The following is a 14,581-nucleotide window of genomic DNA, read 5'->3' as shown; positions in this document are numbered from 1 at the left end:
TCACCCCGCCGTAATCAGATAATGCGGTTGGTCTTGAGATCGCGCAGGAAGCCGCCCCAGCGACGCTCGTAGAACGGGGTGATGTGCTCGGTAATAAAGTGGCTGATCCCCTTCTCACCTTTCTTCACCTGACAGATATCAATCGGCTCATCGCCCGGCAGGGTGTCGGTTGCTACGCTTCCCGCCGCCTGGATGATCTCGTCGATATCGCCGTCGGCCTCAATCCCTATCAGCAGAACAGGTTTTTCGTCAGCGCTCTCTTTGATGGAGCAGAGGAACGCGCGTTTTACCGGCTTGATAGTTTTAAACAGCGTGGTCAGGGAGTCAATCATCTGCGCGGGCGGCTCGGCCACTTCAGACAGCAGCAGCGTTTCGCCCCCTTCCAGCACCTCCTGAGTGCTGAGCGGGTTGCCCTCGTCACCAATCAGGTGGCTGATTTCGCGCGGAGTAAACTCTTTCCCGGTCGGCAGTTTGGCGTTGAGGAACAGCGTCTGCCCCAGGGTCATTTCGAACAACGTGCGCACCGGCATCACCACGAACGCCTGTTCGTCTTCTACCGCTTCCTGCAAGGCCTCGAGCGAAGTAAAGAACGGGATCACCGAGGTGCCGTCGTCTTTCTCCCAGTGCAGCAGATCCAGCGCGCTGTCTTCGACAACCTGCTCCCCTTCCGCCGCGGTGCCCGGCACCCAGACGGTGGATTCCAGCAGCGTGCGGAAAAAGGCCGGACGGTGGGCGGGTTCGGTCGCCGCCTGCTCCAGCAGGGTTTCTAATTCGTTTTTGGTTTCTGACATAGTTTGGCTACTTCAAAAAACGCCGGGTGGCGCTTCGCTGACCCGGCCTACAAAACCGTAGGCCCGTGCAAGCGCAGCGCCGCCGGGCAATACGATGACTCCGAAGGCGCGCGTAAGCGTAGCGCTACCCGGCAAAAAAGATCACTCAGCCGTCAGCAGGTTCGCCACGGTACGCACGCCCAGACCGGTCGCACCCGCAGACCACTGCTCAACCGCCGCTTTACGGTAGGTTGCGGAGCAGTCAATGTGCAGCCAGCCTTCATGGTAGTTCTCAACGAAGTGAGACAGGAAGCCTGCTGCGGTGCTTGCCCCCGCCGGGTACGCCGCGCTCGCGGTGTTGTTCAGCTCGGCGAAGTTGGACGGCAGCTGGCTGCGGTGGAACTCGGCCAGCGGCAGACGCCAGAACGGTTCGTTTTCCGCCGCCGCGCTGGCCAGCAGGCGAGCGGCCAGCTTGTCGTCGAAGCTGAACAGGGCGTGATAGTCGTTACCCAGCGCCGTTTTCGCCGCGCCGGTCAGGGTTGCCATGTCGATAATCAGCTCCGGCTTCTGCGCAGAGGCGTCGATCAGGCCATCGGCCAGCACCAGACGGCCTTCGGCGTCGGTGTTCATCACCTCAACGTTTTTACCGTTGCGGTAGCGAATGATGTCGCCCAGCTTGAAGGCGTTGCCGCTCACCATGTTGTCCGCGCAGCACAGGTAGAGCTTCACGCGCTTGTTCAGGCCACGGGTGATGGCGAACGCCAGCGCGCCGGTAATGGTGGCCGCACCGCCCATGTCGGACTTCATGGAATCCATAAACGCGCTCTGCTTCAGGCTGTAGCCGCCGGTGTCGAAAGTGATGCCTTTTCCGACCAGACAGGCAAAGACCGGCGCTTCTTTATCGCCGGTTGGGTTGTAATCCAGCGCCAGCAGGACCGGAGGACGCTCGGAGCCACGGCCCACGGTGTGAATGCCCATGTAGTTTTGCTCGCGCAGGTCTTCACCTTTGGTGATGCGGTAAGACATCTTGTCGCCCGCTACGCCGCACAGCAGGTCAACCGCGCGCTGCGCCAGCTGCTCAGGGCCTAACTCTTCCGCCGGGGCGTTGATGGTGTCGCGCACCCAGTCGATGATTTGCAGGCGGCTTTCCAGCTCTTTCTGACCGGCTTCGTCGAGGTTCGCCCACTCGATTTTGCGGGTGCCTTTCGGGCCTTTGTAGCCTGCCCAGAACGCCCAGCTGCGGTCGGTGTCCCAGCTTTCGCCTTCCAGCGACACATGCTTAATGCCAAGGCCGTCAATTTTACGCGCGGCGCGCTGGATCAGGCCCAAATCATCATTGCCCGTCAGGTGCAGGGTAATACCGTCGTTGTTGATGCTGTAGGTGGCTTTTTCGCCCCAGCGTGCGTCGGCTGGCTGCGTGGAGAGCGTAATCTTCATCGCTTCGGTCATTTTATTTATCCTTATTAGCAACTAGCAAACGGGCCGCCTGAAGGCAGCCCGTTTATGTTATCTATTCTGCTTCATCTAACCAGACTAACAGAATCGCCTCCAGAATTTTTTCATTGGATGCGTTTGGATCGTCGTCAAAATCTTCCAGATCGCAAATCCACTGATGCATATCGGTGAATCGTACGGTCTTCGGATCGAGATCCGGGTTCGCGTCGTAGAGCGCCTCGCCGATTTCACGGCTGTCTGTCCACTTCAGTCCCATATCAATGCTCGCGTGCGTGGTTGATGGTGTAACGTGGGAACTCCACGACCAGATCTTCATCGGTCACCGCGGCCTGGCAGCTTAAGCGGCTGTCGGGCTCCAGACCCCATGCTTTGTCCAGCATGTCGTCTTCGTCTTCGGTGCTCTCTGCAAGAGAGTCGAAACCTTCACGCACGATGCAGTGGCACGTTGTGCAGGCACAGGATTTTTCACAGGCGTGTTCCACTTCGATACCTGCACGCAGGGCTACATCGAGAATGGTTTCACCGGTCTTCGCTTCCAGAACAGCGCCATCCGGACAGAGATCCGCATGAGGCAAAATTACAATTTTTGGCATATTAAACCTCGTCCACGGACTGGCCTTTCAGCGCGACGCGGACAGATTTGTCCATGCGGCGAGCAGCGAAGTCCTGGGTTTGTTTATCAACGTTTTTAATGGCTTCTTCTATTGCGTCAGCGTCATTGCCTTCGGCGACTGCGCTTAAGCGCGCGGCAGCATCGTCAATCACCTGGCGCTCAGCGGCGCTTAACAGCGCGGCATCGGCAGCGAGCGCGCCGTTCAGGCTTTCCAGCACGCGTGCGGCTTCCACTTTTTGTTCGGCCAGCATACGCGCCTTCACATCCTGCTCGGCGTAGCTCATTGAGTCCTGAATCATGGAGGCGATTTCGCCATCGGTCAGGCCGTAGGACGGCTTCACCTGGATGGACGATTCCACGCCGGTCGATTTTTCCATCGCCGTGACGCTCAGCAGGCCGTCCGCATCCACCTGGAAGGTAACGCGAATATGCGCCCCGCCCGCCGGCAGCGCCGGAATTCCGCGCAGCGCAAAGCGCGCCAGAGAGCGGCAGTCCTGCACCAGCTCGCGCTCGCCCTGCATCACGTGGATGGACATCGCGGTCTGGCCGTCTTTGAAGGTAGTAAACTCCTGCGCGCGCGCCACCGGAATGGTGGTGTTACGCGGAATGACTTTCTCCACCAGGCCGCCCATGGTTTCTAAACCCAGAGACAGCGGGATGACGTCCAGCAGCAGCATTTCGCTGTCCGGCTTGTTGCCGACCAGGATATCGGCCTGGATAGCGGCGCCCACGGCAACCACTTTGTCCGGGTCGATAGAGGTCAGCGGCGTGCGGCCAAAGAATTCGCCCACGCGCTCGCGCACCAGCGGCACGCGGGTTGAGCCGCCAACCATGACCACTTCCAGCACCTCGCTGGCCTCCACGCCCGCATCTTTCAATGCGCGACGGCAGGCCAGCAGGGTACGCTTAACCAGAGGCGCGATCAGTTCGCTGAACTGATTGCGGGTGATCTCACCCTGCCAGCCCGCAACGTTAACCGTGACCGATTGCGCGTCGCTCAGGGCGATTTTGGCGTCGATGGCCGCATCCAGCAGTTCACGCTGTACGCGCGCATCGCTGCGATCGCTGATGCCCGCCTGCTCGCGGATGTAGTCTGCCAGCAGATGGTCGAAGTCATCGCCGCCGAGCGCGGAATCCCCGCCGGTCGCCAGCACTTCGAACACGCCGCGGCTCAGGCGCAGGATTGAGATATCAAACGTCCCGCCGCCGAGATCGTAAACCGCAATCACCCCTTCCTGACCGGAATCGAGGCCGTAGGCAATGGCCGCCGCCGTCGGTTCGTTCAGCAGACGCAGCACATGCAGGCCCGCCAGACGCGCGGCGTCTTTGGTGCCCTGACGCTGTGCATCGTCGAAGTAGGCCGGAACGGTGATTACCACGCCGTCGAGATCGCCGCCGAGCGTCGCCGTGGCGCGCGCCGCCAGCGCTTTGAGGATGTCAGCGGAAACGCGAATCGGGTTCAGCAGACCGGCAGACGTCGCGATCATCGGCAGGCCGTTTTCGCTGGCCTGTAGCTGATACGGCAGATGCGGGTAACGGGTCTGGATATCAGCCAGCGAGCGGCCCATCATGCGCTTAACCGAGCTGATGGTGTTGGCCGGATCGCGCGCGGCGTTGGTGCGGGCATCAAACCCGACCGCGTGACCCTGCTGCTGGTAGTGGACCACGGAAGGCAGCAGATGGCGGCCCTGCTCGTCAGCCAGCGTTTCCGCCTGGCCGCTGCGCACGGTCGCCACGAGGGAATTGGTGGTGCCCAGGTCAATACCGACCGCCAGACGACGCTGGTGCGGTGCGGCGCTTAAGCCTGGCTCACTAATTTGTAATAAGGCCATAATTGCTTCCGAAATTAAAAATCGAGCAGCTTTTCTTCGAGTTGTTCAGCACTGCTTCGCAGTTTATCGAGAAAACGGAGTTTGCGCACAGTGTCTGCCGCCACGTCCCAGGTCTCGTTGTTCAGTTGCTCCACCATCTGCTGATGGCGGGTATCGAACATGCCCTTTACGCGCGTGATAAAGCTTTCCAGGCGCGCTTCGTCTTTAGCCTGTTCAATTTCATCCAGCTCTTCGCGCAGCTCCAGCTGTTCCATCAGAAAGGCGGTGTCGCGCACGGTATGCTGTTCGCTCGCCAGATCGAAACCGTGGAGCGAGAGCAGATATTCTGCACGCGCCAGCGGATGACGCAGCGTTTGCCAGGCCTGGTTGATGGTTGCGGAGTGTGATACCGCAGCCAGCTGCTCTGCCTGCGTCCCGCTGGCGAATTTATCCGGATGGTACTGACGCTGGAGATCCTGAAAACGGACCGTCAGCGCCTGGAGATCGATCGGGTATTGAGCGGGTAGTCCGAAGAGAGTGAAGTAATCCATAACAATCTCAGGGGTAGCCTGTTAGAACAAACCCCACGCGTAGCAAAGCCACGGTGGGGTTTCGGATGACGCGCGGTTAAACGTGGAAGCTTTCGCCGCAACCACACTCGTCTTTGACGTTCGGATTCGTGAATTTGAACCCTTCGTTCAGGCCTTCTTTTACGAAGTCCAGCTGAGTGCCGTTGAGGAATTGCAGGCTTTTGCCATCGACCACCACCTTCACGCCCTTGTCTTCAAACACGGTGTCATCAGACGCCGGTTCGTCAACAAACTCCAGTACGTAAGCCATACCAGAACAGCCGGAGGTACGTACGCCCAGTCGCAGGCCAAAGCCTTTACCACGGTTCGCCAGAAAAGAGCTTACTCGCGCGGCAGCGCTGTCGCTAAGGGTAATCGACATACTCAAACCTCAATTATTTTGCTTCACGTTTGCTTTTGTAATCCGCAATGGCGGCTTTGATCGCGTCTTCTGCCAGAATTGAGCAGTGAATTTTCACCGGCGGCAGTTCGAGTTCTTCAGCAATATCCGTGTTCTTGATTGCCTGTGCTTCGTCCAGAGACTTGCCCTTCACCCATTCGGTGACCAGGGAGCTGGACGCGATAGCTGAACCGCAGCCGTAGGTCTTGAAGCGCGCGTCTTCAATGATACCTTCATTGTTGACTTTAATCTGCAACTTCATCACGTCGCCACATGCCGGTGCACCGACCATGCCGCTACCGACAGATTCATCGCTGTTGTCAAAAGAGCCAACGTTGCGCGGGTTCTCGTAATGATCGATAACTTTTTCGCTGTATGCCATGATTGAATTCTCCTTATGTACCGATTAGTGATGTGACCATTCAATGCTGTTCAGATCCACGCCCTGCTTGAACATTTCCCACAGTGGAGAAAGGTCGCGCAGACGGCCAATGGAGTTACGAACCAGTTTGATGGTGTAGTCAATCTCTTCTTCGGTAGTAAAACGACCTAAAGAGAAACGGATAGAGCTGTGTGCCAGCTCGTCAGTCATACCCAGCGCGCGCAGCACGTAGGATGGCTCCAGGCTTGCAGACGTACAGGCAGAACCGGAAGAAACCGCCAGGTCTTTCAGCGCCATGATCAGCGATTCACCTTCAACATAGTTGAAGCTGACGTTGAGGATGTTTGGCGCGCCCTGCTCGAGATCGCCGTTCAGATACACTTCTTCCATATCTTTCACGCCGTCCCACAGACGGTTACGCAGCGTACGCAGGCGTGCCATCTCGGTTTCCATCTCTTCTTTCGCGATGCGATACGCTTCGCCCATGCCCACGATCTGGTGAACAGGCAGCGTACCGGAACGCATGCCGCGCTCGTGACCACCGCCGTGCATCTGTGCTTCGATGCGGATACGTGGCTTACGACGAACGTACAGCGCGCCGATACCTTTCGGACCATAGATTTTGTGACCGGAGAAGGACATCAGGTCCACTTTCAGCTGGCTCAGGTCGATAGGCAGTTTGCCCACGCTCTGGGTCGCATCCACGTGGTAGATGATGCCGCGCGCACGGCACATTTCGCCGATGGTTGCGATGTCCTGCACAACGCCGATTTCGTTGTTAACGTGCATGATGGAAACCAGAATGGTGTCATCACGCATGGCCGCTTCGAGCTCTTTCAGGTCGATGATCCCGTTGCTCTGCGGCGCCAGGTAAGTCACTTCGAACCCTTCACGCTCCAGCTGACGGCAGGTGTCCAGCACGGCTTTGTGTTCGGTTTTGCTGGTGATGATGTGCTTGCCTTTTTTCTGATAAAAGTTGGCAGCACCTTTGATCGCCAGGTTGTCGGATTCGGTCGCGCCAGAGGTGAAAACAATTTCACGCGGATCGGCACCAACCAGGTCAGCAATCTGATTACGGGCGATATCAACCGCCTCTTCAGCATGCCAGCCAAAACGGTGAGAACGGGAAGCTGGGTTACCAAAGTTTCCGTCCAGGGTCAGACACTGCATCATTTTCTCGGCAACACGCGGGTCCACCGGCGTGGTTGCGGAGTAATCGAGATAAATCGGTAATTTCATTGCTCTATAAACTCCGTACATCGCTTCAATGCAAGGAATCAGGCAACCGGCTGGATGTACGACCGAGTACACGGGGCGAGCTAACGCCCCGGCCTGATTCTGAAATACTTATCTTTTTATTACGCGCGCAGTTTAACGTCGATGGCGTCCTGCGAACGGGTGCTGCGCTGTGATTCATGGCTTTGCTGACGACCCGACACGTCCAGAACTTCCTGGTTATTCACCAGTTCACCCAGGGTGATGTTGTTCAGGAAGCCGGTCAGACGGTCGCTCAGATCGCGCCACAGCGCGTGGGTCAGGCACTTATCGCCGCCCTGGCAGCCGCCTTTACCCTGGCAACGGGTCGCGTCGACGGATTCGTCAACGGCGCTAATCACTTCGCCAACCGCAATACTGCCTGCGTCTTTACCCAGCAGATAACCGCCGCCCGGGCCACGAACGCTGGACACCAGTCCATTTTTACGCAGTCTGGAGAACAGCTGTTCCAGGTAAGAGAGGGAGATCCCTTGTCGTTCAGAAATATCAGCCAACGGAACCGGGCCCGCTTCGGAGTTGAGCGCAACGTCCAGCATCGCGGTCACGGCATAACGCCCTTTAGATGTCAGTCTCATGTCTTACTTAACCTCAAACTCGCCCCTGCCCGGGGTTTTTTATTGTAAAATGGGGGTGTTGCATAGCAGGGCCAAGTCTGACATTCCTGACTAAATTGGTCAACTATTTACTTGACTGTTTTAGTCAGGTATTTAACCTTCTGTGCCGTATTTTGCCCGGCGGCGCTGCGCTTACCGGGCCTACGGGCTTTGTAGGCCGGGTAAGCGCAGCGCCGCCCGGCGAACACACTGCACTACTCTTTATTCTTCTGCTCAATCGACGCCAGAATCCCGCGCAGGATGTTCAGCTCCTGGCTTTCCGGACGCGCGCGGGTGAACATACGGCGCAGCTTGTTCATCACCTGGCCCGGGTGGCCTTCACGGATAAAGCCGGTTGAGAGCAGCGTCTGCTCCAGATGACCGTAGAAGCGCTCGAGGTCGTCCACCAGCGGGTAGGCCGTCTCTTCTTTAGGTTCGACCGGTTTCTCCTGCGTCGCCAGCCATGCCATGCGCACTTCATAGGCAATCACCTGCACCGCCATCGCCAGATTCAGCGAGCTGTATTCCGGGTTGGCGGCAATCGCCACGTGATAGTGGCACTTCTGTAATTCCTCGTTGGTCAGGCCAACGCGTTCACGGCCAAACACCAGCGCAACCGGCGCCTGTTCCGCTTCTGAGATGCTTTTCAGGCCGCATTCGCGCGGGTCCAGCATCGGCCAGGGCAGCGTACGGGAGCGCGCGCTGGTCCCCACCACCAGGCTGCAACCGGCCAGGGCTTCATCCAGAGTGTCCACGATCTGCGCATTCCCGATCACGTCGCTGGCGCCGGCCGCCAGAGCAATAGCCTGAGAGTCTGGTTTCACCAGCGGATTCACCAGCCACAGGTTCGTTAAGCCCATGGTTTTCATAGCGCGGGCCACAGAGCCCATGTTGCCGGTGTGCGATGTTTCGACCAGCACGATTCGAATGTTTTGCAGCATAATTTTTAAATGTCTGGATTCAGTGTCTGAAGAATATTCGGGCATATTATCATAAACGAGAGACATAATCCGATCCCGCTGCTATACTCTGCGCCGATTTTCCTGTTCTTTAACATCCAGTGAGAGAGACCGATGCATCCGATGCTGACCATCGCCGTGCGCGCAGCGCGCAAGGCGGGTAATGTAATTGCCAAACACTACGAAACCCCAGACTCCGTAGAAACCAGCCAGAAAGGCAGCAATGATTTCGTGACGAACGTAGATAAAGCCGCAGAAGCGATTATTATCGAAACGATCCGCAAATCTTACCCGCAGCACACCATCATCACCGAAGAAAGCGGTGAACATGAAGGTACCGATCAGGATGTTCAATGGGTTATCGATCCACTGGATGGCACCACCAACTTCGTCAAACGCCTGCCACACTTCTCTGTGTCTATCGCAGTACGCATCAAAGGCCGTACTGAAGTCGCCGTTGTTTACGATCCAATGCGTAACGAACTGTTCACCGCGACCCGCGGTCAGGGCGCGCAGCTGAACGGCTACCGTCTGCGTTGCAGCAATGCACGCGATCTGGACGGCACGATTCTGGCGACCGGCTTCCCGTTCAAGGCGAAGCAGCACGCAACCACTTATATGAATATCCTGGGCAAGCTGTTCACCGAATGCGCGGACTTCCGTCGCACCGGCTCTGCTGCACTGGATCTGGCCTACGTCGCGACCGGCCGCGTTGACGGTTACTTTGAGCTGTCTCTGAAGCCGTGGGACTTCGCGGCGGGCGAGCTGATCGCTCGTGAAGCTGGCGCGATTGTTTGCGACTTCACCGGCGGCCATAACTATATGTCTACCGGCAACATCGTTGCAGGTAACCCGCGCGTTGTTAAAGCCATGCTGGCAAACATGCGTGATGAACTGAGCGATGCGCTGAAGCGTTAATTCAGTCTGTTAAGCCCGGTGGCGCCACGCTTACCGGGCCTACAACACGCCTCAGATACGGCTAGAAAGGCCGCACCCCCCTTCCCACCGGCACCGCGCTCATCCACATTGTCACCGCAGCCACCAGCAGAATCACCCCGCCCGCCAGCGCCAGAGTCGTCCAGCCAACCTGTCGCCACAATACCGGCGTTTTATTGCCGCTGAGTTTTACCGCCAGCTGACGGAAGCTGTGCACCAGCAGGGCTAACGAAGAGATCGTCAGAGACGTTCCCGCCGCCATCGCCAGCGCCGAGAGCATGCCCCAGCCAAATACGCCTGTCACTTTGCTGAACAACAGCACCATGATTGCGCCCGAGCATGGACGCATCCCCATTGAGAGAACAATCATCAGGCGCGCACGCCAGTCCTCACCGTTCTGTAATTGTTCCTGCGTCGGCAGATGCTGATGCCCGCACCCGCAGTTTTCATGGTGAACGTGATGCGGTGTAAAGGATTTGAATTTTGGTTTTCGCAGTAACGCGCGCAATTTTTTCAGCGCCCGCCAGCAGAGGATCAGCCCCAGCACGCCTACCAGCGCGTAACTCCCCTTCTCCAGCCAGAAGCTGCTCATATGCAGCTGGCGGGCCGGCAGCTGTAGCAGCGAAAGGACGACCACGACCAGCGCAATCGCCACACCGCCCTGAAGTAAAGAAGAAGCCAGCGTCAGGCCGATACTCGATTTCAGCTTCGACGGGTGCGTGGCAAGCCAGGTCGTGATGACGATTTTGCCGTGCCCCGGTCCCAGGGCATGCAGCACGCCATAGATAAAGCTGAACGCCAGAAGAGCGCCGCCCGCTTTGGTCGGATTTTCCGCCACGGCTTTCAGCAGACCGCTCATCTGCTGATTAACTTCCCGCTGCCAGAGGATGCTTTTCATCATCACCTGCGGCCATGCCTGCCACAGCCAGAGCGCGCCGCCAACCGCTAACAACAAAAAGAGCGCCAGAGGCCAGAGGTGCAGCCAGCGACGCGGCTTACTGACGGGAGAGGAGATCACTGACATTGTAACGTCACCTCCTGCGCAAACTGTTTACCTAACTCCATGTCTTCGGGGGGCGCATCCTCTTTATCAAGAGAAACGGCAAAGTTCAGCATCTCTTCGCTGGGTTTCGGGGTGTGCACGGCAATTTTGCAGCTTTTTTGCAGCGCGTCCGGCAGCCGTACGTCGCTGTCATTGTCATAGCGCATATCGACATAGTAGGTTGGGTCAAACGTGGAAAACCTGTACTTCTGCCCGGCCAGCGGTTGAGGGTGCGCCAGCGGAAGGATAAAGGTCAGCACCGCCTGATGTCCGTCGCGGGTCATACCGTACACCGTGGGACGGTTGAGAAATTTCACCTTTTGTCCGTTGTGCCAGAACTCGGTGAAGTAGTGCTGACCCAGCACGTTGGCCATCACTTCCGCCGCCAGCTTTTTCCAGATCTCATCGCCGGGCTTTGCGTTTCCGGCATCGTACAGCAGGTCGGCGGAGGTGATTTCATCCATCGTCCAGCGCATTTTCAGGCCGCTGAGCTGCGTGCCGTCCGTCACCAGTTCGGTTTTCAGGCTGATAAAACTGTGAGGATGTGCGCCGGCGGCAAAAGTGAAAACCGCCAAAAATAACGCTACCGCGCTTTGTTTAACTATTTGCATCTGTTCCTCACGTCAAAAATTCTGTGATGTTCGCCAGCAATCCTGAGTGAAAGGCCTGCCGGTGCGCTTTTCAGCGCCCATCCTTTAGCTATTCTTATCAAACATTCACACTGGATACCCGACAGATGATGACGACGCTTGAAATTCCATCTGTGCTTTCCAGTTCGCAGCGCCGCTGCCAGGTGCTTTTGATGCTTTACCTGCCCGATGCTGCCATCACCGCACAGAGCATAATCGCTGCCAACGGCGTGGACGACGTCATGGCACGGCAAGATATAGCCGAGACGCGCGATGAAATCCAGCGCTATCATCGGCTTGATATTGTCACGCACCATGATGGCTGCTACCGAATTGAGGGTTCCGCCCTGAATCAACGTTTGTGCCTGCTGCACTGGCTGCGCAGGGCGCTTCGGCTGTGTCCACATTTTGTTGCCCAACAGTTTACCCCTGCCTTAAAAACCGCGCTTAAACAGCACGGCATTGCCCGCCCGCTTTATGACGATGCGAACCTTCGGGCGCTTATCAACTTTTGTGCGCGCAAGCTTCAGCGCCAGTTTGAGTCCCGCGACGTACAGTTTTTACAGCTTTATCTGCAATATTGTCTGATTCAGCATCATCTGGGCAATACGCCAGAGTTTTCGCCCGTTCAGCGCAGCTGGACGCAGTCCCGAGGGGAATACTTTACGGCGCAGGAAATTGTCCGCCACTGGAAACGGCGCGTCCCGCAGGGAACTCACAGCGATGAACAGCTGTTCCTGGCACTGCTGTTTATGATGCTTCGCACACCCGACCCGGTGATGGATAAACACCAGCAGGATCAGCGCCTGCGTCGCGCCATCGTGCGTATGATTGCCCGTTTCCGGGCGCAAACCGGGATGAACTTCAGCGATGAGCAAGGGCTGACCGATCAGCTTTATATTCATCTGGCTCAGGCGCTGGACCGCTCCTTATTTGACATCGGCATCGACAACAGTCTGCCGGAAGAGATCCACCGTTTATACCCCCGGCTGCTGCGCACCACTAAAGAGGCGCTGTTTGAGCTGGAAGCCGAATTTGGTCTGCGATTCTCCGGTGAAGAGATGGCTCTGGTGGCGGTGATTTTTGGTGCCTGGCTAATGCAGGAGACCGACCTGCATGAAAAACAGGTGGTCCTGTTAACGGGGGAAGATAAAGCCTGTGAAGCGTTAATTGAGCAGCAGCTTCGCGAGCTGACGCTGCTGCCGCTCAATATTCGTTATCTTAGCCTGGAGGCGTTTAAGAAGGAGGGCGCCCCCCGCGAGGCGGCGCTGGTCATTACGCCTTATCCAACCGCCCTGCCGCTGTTCTCGCCGCCGCTCATTCATGCCGTTGAGGCCCTGAACACGCAGCAGCAGGAACATATTCGCGTTATGCTCGAATCATAGTTACGAGCGAGCAGCCACCTTTGGGCGGATGACGATGGCAGGTAAAGCGACCAGCGCCATCACCCAGAACACACCGTGCCCCAGGTGCTGATAGAGGAAACCGGCAAATACGGTCATCACCGCAATACTGCCGCCCATCGCCACCGCTGAATAGACCGCCTGAAGACGAATAACGTCCCCCCCCTCTCGCGCCGCGATGTAGCGCATCGCCGCCAGATGGCACACGGTGAAGGTTCCGCAGTGCAGAATTTGCGCCACAATCAGCCACGGCAGCTCCGTCGTCCAGCCCATGATGCCCCAGCGCACCACGCCGCAAACGGCGGAAAGCAGCAGCAGGTCACGCGCCCCGAAACGACGGAAAAGTTTTTGGCTCAGCGCGAAGATAATGACCTCCGCTACCACGCCGAGCGACCACAGGTAGCCTACCGCAGAAGCCGAGTAGCCCGCCCCCTGCCAGTAGATGGCGCTGAAGCCGTAATAGGCCGCATGTGCCCCCTGGAGCAGACAGACGCAGGCCAGGAAACGCCAGCTTTGCGCCACCAGCGAGCGCCAGGCGGGCCAGCCGGCGCTCTCCTGATGGCGGCTTTCGCCCTGCGGCATTACCGACGGACGCAGCAACATACCGAGCAGCATCGAGGCGATGCCGAGCGTTAACAGCGCCAGAATGGCACGATAGTCATAGAGGCTGACCAGTTTCCCGACCAGCGCAGAGCCGATCACGAAGGCAATCGATCCCCACAGGCGCACGCGGCCATAGTCCATGGTGATCTGCTTTTGCCAGGTGTTCGCCAGGGCATCCGTCAGCGGCACCAGCGGGGAGAAGAACAGATTAAAGCCAACCATTACCACCATCAGCCAGGCAAACTGATGGCTGACCCAGAAACAGGCCGCAAAGACCAGCGTCAGCAGGGCCAGAATTCGCACCGCTTTAATCAGTAAGGAGGGATCGCTGACGCGGGGCGCAATCAGCAGGCTACCCAGGAAACGTGCCACCAGCCCCGCGCCCAGCAGGATGCCAATGGTCTCAGGCGTCAGACCAATTCCCTTGAGCCAGACGCTCCAGAAAGGCAAAAAAATACCGTAACTAAAGAAATAGGTGAAATAGCTGAGCGCCAGCCAGCGCGTGGAATGCAAGACCATGAATCCCTCCCGAAATGGAGGCGATAGTCTGGCGTTAATCCCTGACTTTAGCAAGTCGTTAGCGCGCTATAAATTAACGATAAATTAACATCATGGACAGCCGGTCGGCGTATGGCGAGAGCGGCAAAATTGTATTACGTTTAAAGAACATCGCCTGAAGAGGTCGTTTGCCATGAACAACTTACGTTATTTCGATTTCGGCTCCTCTCGTTCTTTCCTGCTTTTAATTGCCCGCATTGCTATTGTGGTCCTGTTTATTATTTTCGGTTATCCCAAGCTGACGGGGTTTAGCGGCACCGTTCAGTATATGACGTCGCTCGGCGCCCCCATGCCCATGCTGGCCGCCATTGTTGCGGTGGTGATGGAAGTCCCCGCCGCGATTCTGATCGTGCTGGGCTTTTTCACCCGCCCCCTCGCGGTGATCTTTGTCTTCTATACGCTGGGAACGGCGGTGATTGGTCACCACTACTGGGATATGACGGGCGATGCGGTTCTGCCAAATATGATTAACTTCTACAAAAATGTGAGTATCGCTGGCGGCTTTATTTTGCTGGCGATTACCGGGCCGGGGGCCATCTCCCTCGACCGACGTTAGCCCATAAAAAAAGGCCGCATGAGCGGC

At 57.4% G+C, this 14,581-nt stretch carries 17 protein-coding genes; 3 read left to right on the top strand and 14 right to left on the bottom strand.

The window, feature by feature from the left end; genetic code table 11:
- Positions 1 to 14: 14 nt before the first annotated feature.
- The 11 genes from sseB to trmJ form a co-directional block, all read right to left on the bottom strand.
- Entirely contained in the window at positions 15 to 791 is a 777-nt protein-coding gene (gene sseB, locus H2Z33_RS14885; protein WP_023325069.1) for an enhanced serine sensitivity protein SseB, read from the bottom strand.
- A gap of 141 nt (positions 792 to 932) precedes the next feature.
- A complete protein-coding gene (gene pepB / locus H2Z33_RS14880) occupies positions 933 to 2,219 on the bottom strand; it encodes an aminopeptidase PepB (RefSeq protein WP_032654483.1) in 1,287 nt (428 codons plus the stop codon).
- 61 nt (positions 2,220 to 2,280) lie between these two features.
- Positions 2,281 to 2,481 (bottom strand): Fe-S cluster assembly protein IscX, encoded by a 201-nt coding sequence (iscX, locus tag H2Z33_RS14875; RefSeq protein ID WP_003860650.1) that lies wholly within the window; start codon positions 2,479 to 2,481, stop codon positions 2,281 to 2,283.
- Between the two features lies 1 nt (position 2,482).
- Entirely contained in the window at positions 2,483 to 2,818 is a 336-nt protein-coding gene (fdx, locus tag H2Z33_RS14870; RefSeq protein ID WP_003860652.1) for an ISC system 2Fe-2S type ferredoxin, read from the bottom strand.
- Between the two features lies 1 nt (position 2,819).
- Positions 2,820 to 4,670, bottom strand: a complete 1,851-nt coding sequence (gene hscA / locus H2Z33_RS14865; RefSeq protein WP_032654486.1) for a Fe-S protein assembly chaperone HscA — start codon at positions 4,668 to 4,670, stop codon at positions 2,820 to 2,822.
- Between the two features lie 14 nt (positions 4,671 to 4,684).
- Entirely contained in the window at positions 4,685 to 5,200 is a 516-nt protein-coding gene (hscB, locus tag H2Z33_RS14860) for a co-chaperone HscB (RefSeq protein ID WP_003860657.1), read from the bottom strand.
- A gap of 76 nt (positions 5,201 to 5,276) precedes the next feature.
- Positions 5,277 to 5,600 carry an iron-sulfur cluster assembly protein IscA gene (iscA, locus tag H2Z33_RS14855; RefSeq protein ID WP_003860659.1) on the bottom strand — a complete coding sequence of 108 codons (324 nt, stop codon included), beginning with the start codon at positions 5,598 to 5,600 and terminating at the stop codon, positions 5,277 to 5,279.
- 13 nt (positions 5,601 to 5,613) lie between these two features.
- Complete coding sequence (gene iscU / locus H2Z33_RS14850) at positions 5,614 to 6,000, bottom strand: Fe-S cluster assembly scaffold IscU (RefSeq protein ID WP_003860661.1); 387 nt, start codon at positions 5,998 to 6,000, stop codon at positions 5,614 to 5,616.
- 24 nt (positions 6,001 to 6,024) lie between these two features.
- Positions 6,025 to 7,239 carry a cysteine desulfurase gene (iscS, locus tag H2Z33_RS14845; protein WP_003860663.1) on the bottom strand — a complete coding sequence of 405 codons (1,215 nt, stop codon included), beginning with the start codon at positions 7,237 to 7,239 and terminating at the stop codon, positions 6,025 to 6,027.
- A gap of 119 nt (positions 7,240 to 7,358) precedes the next feature.
- On the bottom strand, positions 7,359 to 7,850 hold the full coding sequence (gene iscR / locus H2Z33_RS14840) for a Fe-S cluster assembly transcriptional regulator IscR (protein WP_015572158.1): 492 nt from the start codon (positions 7,848 to 7,850) through the stop codon (positions 7,359 to 7,361).
- Between the two features lie 233 nt (positions 7,851 to 8,083).
- Positions 8,084 to 8,809 carry a tRNA (cytosine(32)/uridine(32)-2'-O)-methyltransferase TrmJ gene (trmJ, locus tag H2Z33_RS14835; RefSeq protein ID WP_015572157.1) on the bottom strand — a complete coding sequence of 242 codons (726 nt, stop codon included), beginning with the start codon at positions 8,807 to 8,809 and terminating at the stop codon, positions 8,084 to 8,086.
- Positions 8,810 to 8,941: 132 nt separating this feature from the next.
- Here trmJ and suhB point away from each other — a divergent pair, with 132 nt between their 5' ends.
- Positions 8,942 to 9,745 carry an inositol-1-monophosphatase gene (suhB, locus tag H2Z33_RS14830; RefSeq protein ID WP_003860668.1) on the top strand — a complete coding sequence of 268 codons (804 nt, stop codon included), beginning with the start codon at positions 8,942 to 8,944 and terminating at the stop codon, positions 9,743 to 9,745.
- Between the two features lie 61 nt (positions 9,746 to 9,806).
- Here the strand turns inward: suhB and H2Z33_RS14825 are convergent, their stop codons facing one another.
- Positions 9,807 to 10,787: a nickel/cobalt transporter gene (locus H2Z33_RS14825; RefSeq protein WP_032669384.1), complete on the bottom strand. Its 981-nt coding sequence runs from the start codon at positions 10,785 to 10,787 to the stop codon at positions 9,807 to 9,809.
- Complete coding sequence (locus H2Z33_RS14820) at positions 10,778 to 11,416, bottom strand: DUF1007 family protein (RefSeq protein WP_048973745.1); 639 nt, start codon at positions 11,414 to 11,416, stop codon at positions 10,778 to 10,780. The genes H2Z33_RS14825 and H2Z33_RS14820 overlap by 10 nt, the downstream gene beginning before the upstream one ends.
- Positions 11,417 to 11,541: 125 nt before the next feature.
- On the opposite strand from H2Z33_RS14820, the gene csiE reads away from it, so the two are divergent.
- On the top strand, positions 11,542 to 12,819 hold the full coding sequence (gene csiE, locus H2Z33_RS14815) for a stationary phase inducible protein CsiE (RefSeq protein ID WP_015572154.1): 1,278 nt from the start codon (positions 11,542 to 11,544) through the stop codon (positions 12,817 to 12,819).
- On the opposite strand, the gene H2Z33_RS14810 is transcribed toward csiE, so the two are convergent.
- Positions 12,820 to 13,959, bottom strand: coding sequence for a 3-phenylpropionate MFS transporter (locus tag H2Z33_RS14810; protein WP_032669382.1), 1,140 nt, complete (start codon positions 13,957 to 13,959; stop codon positions 12,820 to 12,822).
- Positions 13,960 to 14,131: 172 nt separating this feature from the next.
- Here H2Z33_RS14810 and H2Z33_RS14805 point away from each other — a divergent pair, with 172 nt between their 5' ends.
- Complete coding sequence (locus tag H2Z33_RS14805) at positions 14,132 to 14,554, top strand: DoxX family protein (protein ID WP_015572152.1); 423 nt, start codon at positions 14,132 to 14,134, stop codon at positions 14,552 to 14,554.
- Positions 14,555 to 14,581: the final 27 nt, after the last annotated feature.

It is taken from the genome of Enterobacter sp. YSU, assembly GCF_016082135.1.
In the GTDB taxonomy this organism is placed as follows: Bacteria; Pseudomonadota; Gammaproteobacteria; order Enterobacterales; family Enterobacteriaceae; genus Enterobacter; species Enterobacter hormaechei_C.
Note: the sequence above shows the minus strand (reverse complement) of the source record. Positions and strands in the feature narration are given on the sequence as shown.

What these genes read in the sequence shown, in the direction of transcription:
- H2Z33_RS14825 (WP_032669384.1), bottom strand. Translation starts at nt 10,787, where the DNA reads ATGTCAGTGATCTCCTCTCCCGTCAGTAAGCCGCGTCGCTGGCTGCAC.
- trmJ (WP_015572157.1), bottom strand. Translation starts at nt 8,809, where the DNA reads ATGCTGCAAAACATTCGAATCGTGCTGGTCGAAACATCGCACACCGGC.
- H2Z33_RS14820 (WP_048973745.1), bottom strand. Translation starts at nt 11,416, where the DNA reads ATGCAAATAGTTAAACAAAGCGCGGTAGCGTTATTTTTGGCGGTTTTC.
- hscA (WP_032654486.1), bottom strand. Translation starts at nt 4,670, where the DNA reads ATGGCCTTATTACAAATTAGTGAGCCAGGCTTAAGCGCCGCACCGCAC.
- fdx (WP_003860652.1), bottom strand. Translation starts at nt 2,818, where the DNA reads ATGCCAAAAATTGTAATTTTGCCTCATGCGGATCTCTGTCCGGATGGC.
- pepB (WP_032654483.1), bottom strand. Translation starts at nt 2,219, where the DNA reads ATGACCGAAGCGATGAAGATTACGCTCTCCACGCAGCCAGCCGACGCA.
- iscR (WP_015572158.1), bottom strand. Translation starts at nt 7,850, where the DNA reads ATGAGACTGACATCTAAAGGGCGTTATGCCGTGACCGCGATGCTGGAC.
- sseB (WP_023325069.1), bottom strand. Translation starts at nt 791, where the DNA reads ATGTCAGAAACCAAAAACGAATTAGAAACCCTGCTGGAGCAGGCGGCG.
- iscU (WP_003860661.1), bottom strand. Translation starts at nt 6,000, where the DNA reads ATGGCATACAGCGAAAAAGTTATCGATCATTACGAGAACCCGCGCAAC.
- iscA (WP_003860659.1), bottom strand. Translation starts at nt 5,600, where the DNA reads ATGTCGATTACCCTTAGCGACAGCGCTGCCGCGCGAGTAAGCTCTTTT.
- H2Z33_RS14810 (WP_032669382.1), bottom strand. Translation starts at nt 13,959, where the DNA reads ATGGTCTTGCATTCCACGCGCTGGCTGGCGCTCAGCTATTTCACCTAT.
- csiE (WP_015572154.1), top strand. Translation starts at nt 11,542, where the DNA reads ATGATGACGACGCTTGAAATTCCATCTGTGCTTTCCAGTTCGCAGCGC.
- H2Z33_RS14805 (WP_015572152.1), top strand. Translation starts at nt 14,132, where the DNA reads ATGAACAACTTACGTTATTTCGATTTCGGCTCCTCTCGTTCTTTCCTG.
- suhB (WP_003860668.1), top strand. Translation starts at nt 8,942, where the DNA reads ATGCATCCGATGCTGACCATCGCCGTGCGCGCAGCGCGCAAGGCGGGT.
- iscX (WP_003860650.1), bottom strand. Translation starts at nt 2,481, where the DNA reads ATGGGACTGAAGTGGACAGACAGCCGTGAAATCGGCGAGGCGCTCTAC.
- hscB (WP_003860657.1), bottom strand. Translation starts at nt 5,200, where the DNA reads ATGGATTACTTCACTCTCTTCGGACTACCCGCTCAATACCCGATCGAT.
- iscS (WP_003860663.1), bottom strand. Translation starts at nt 7,239, where the DNA reads ATGAAATTACCGATTTATCTCGATTACTCCGCAACCACGCCGGTGGAC.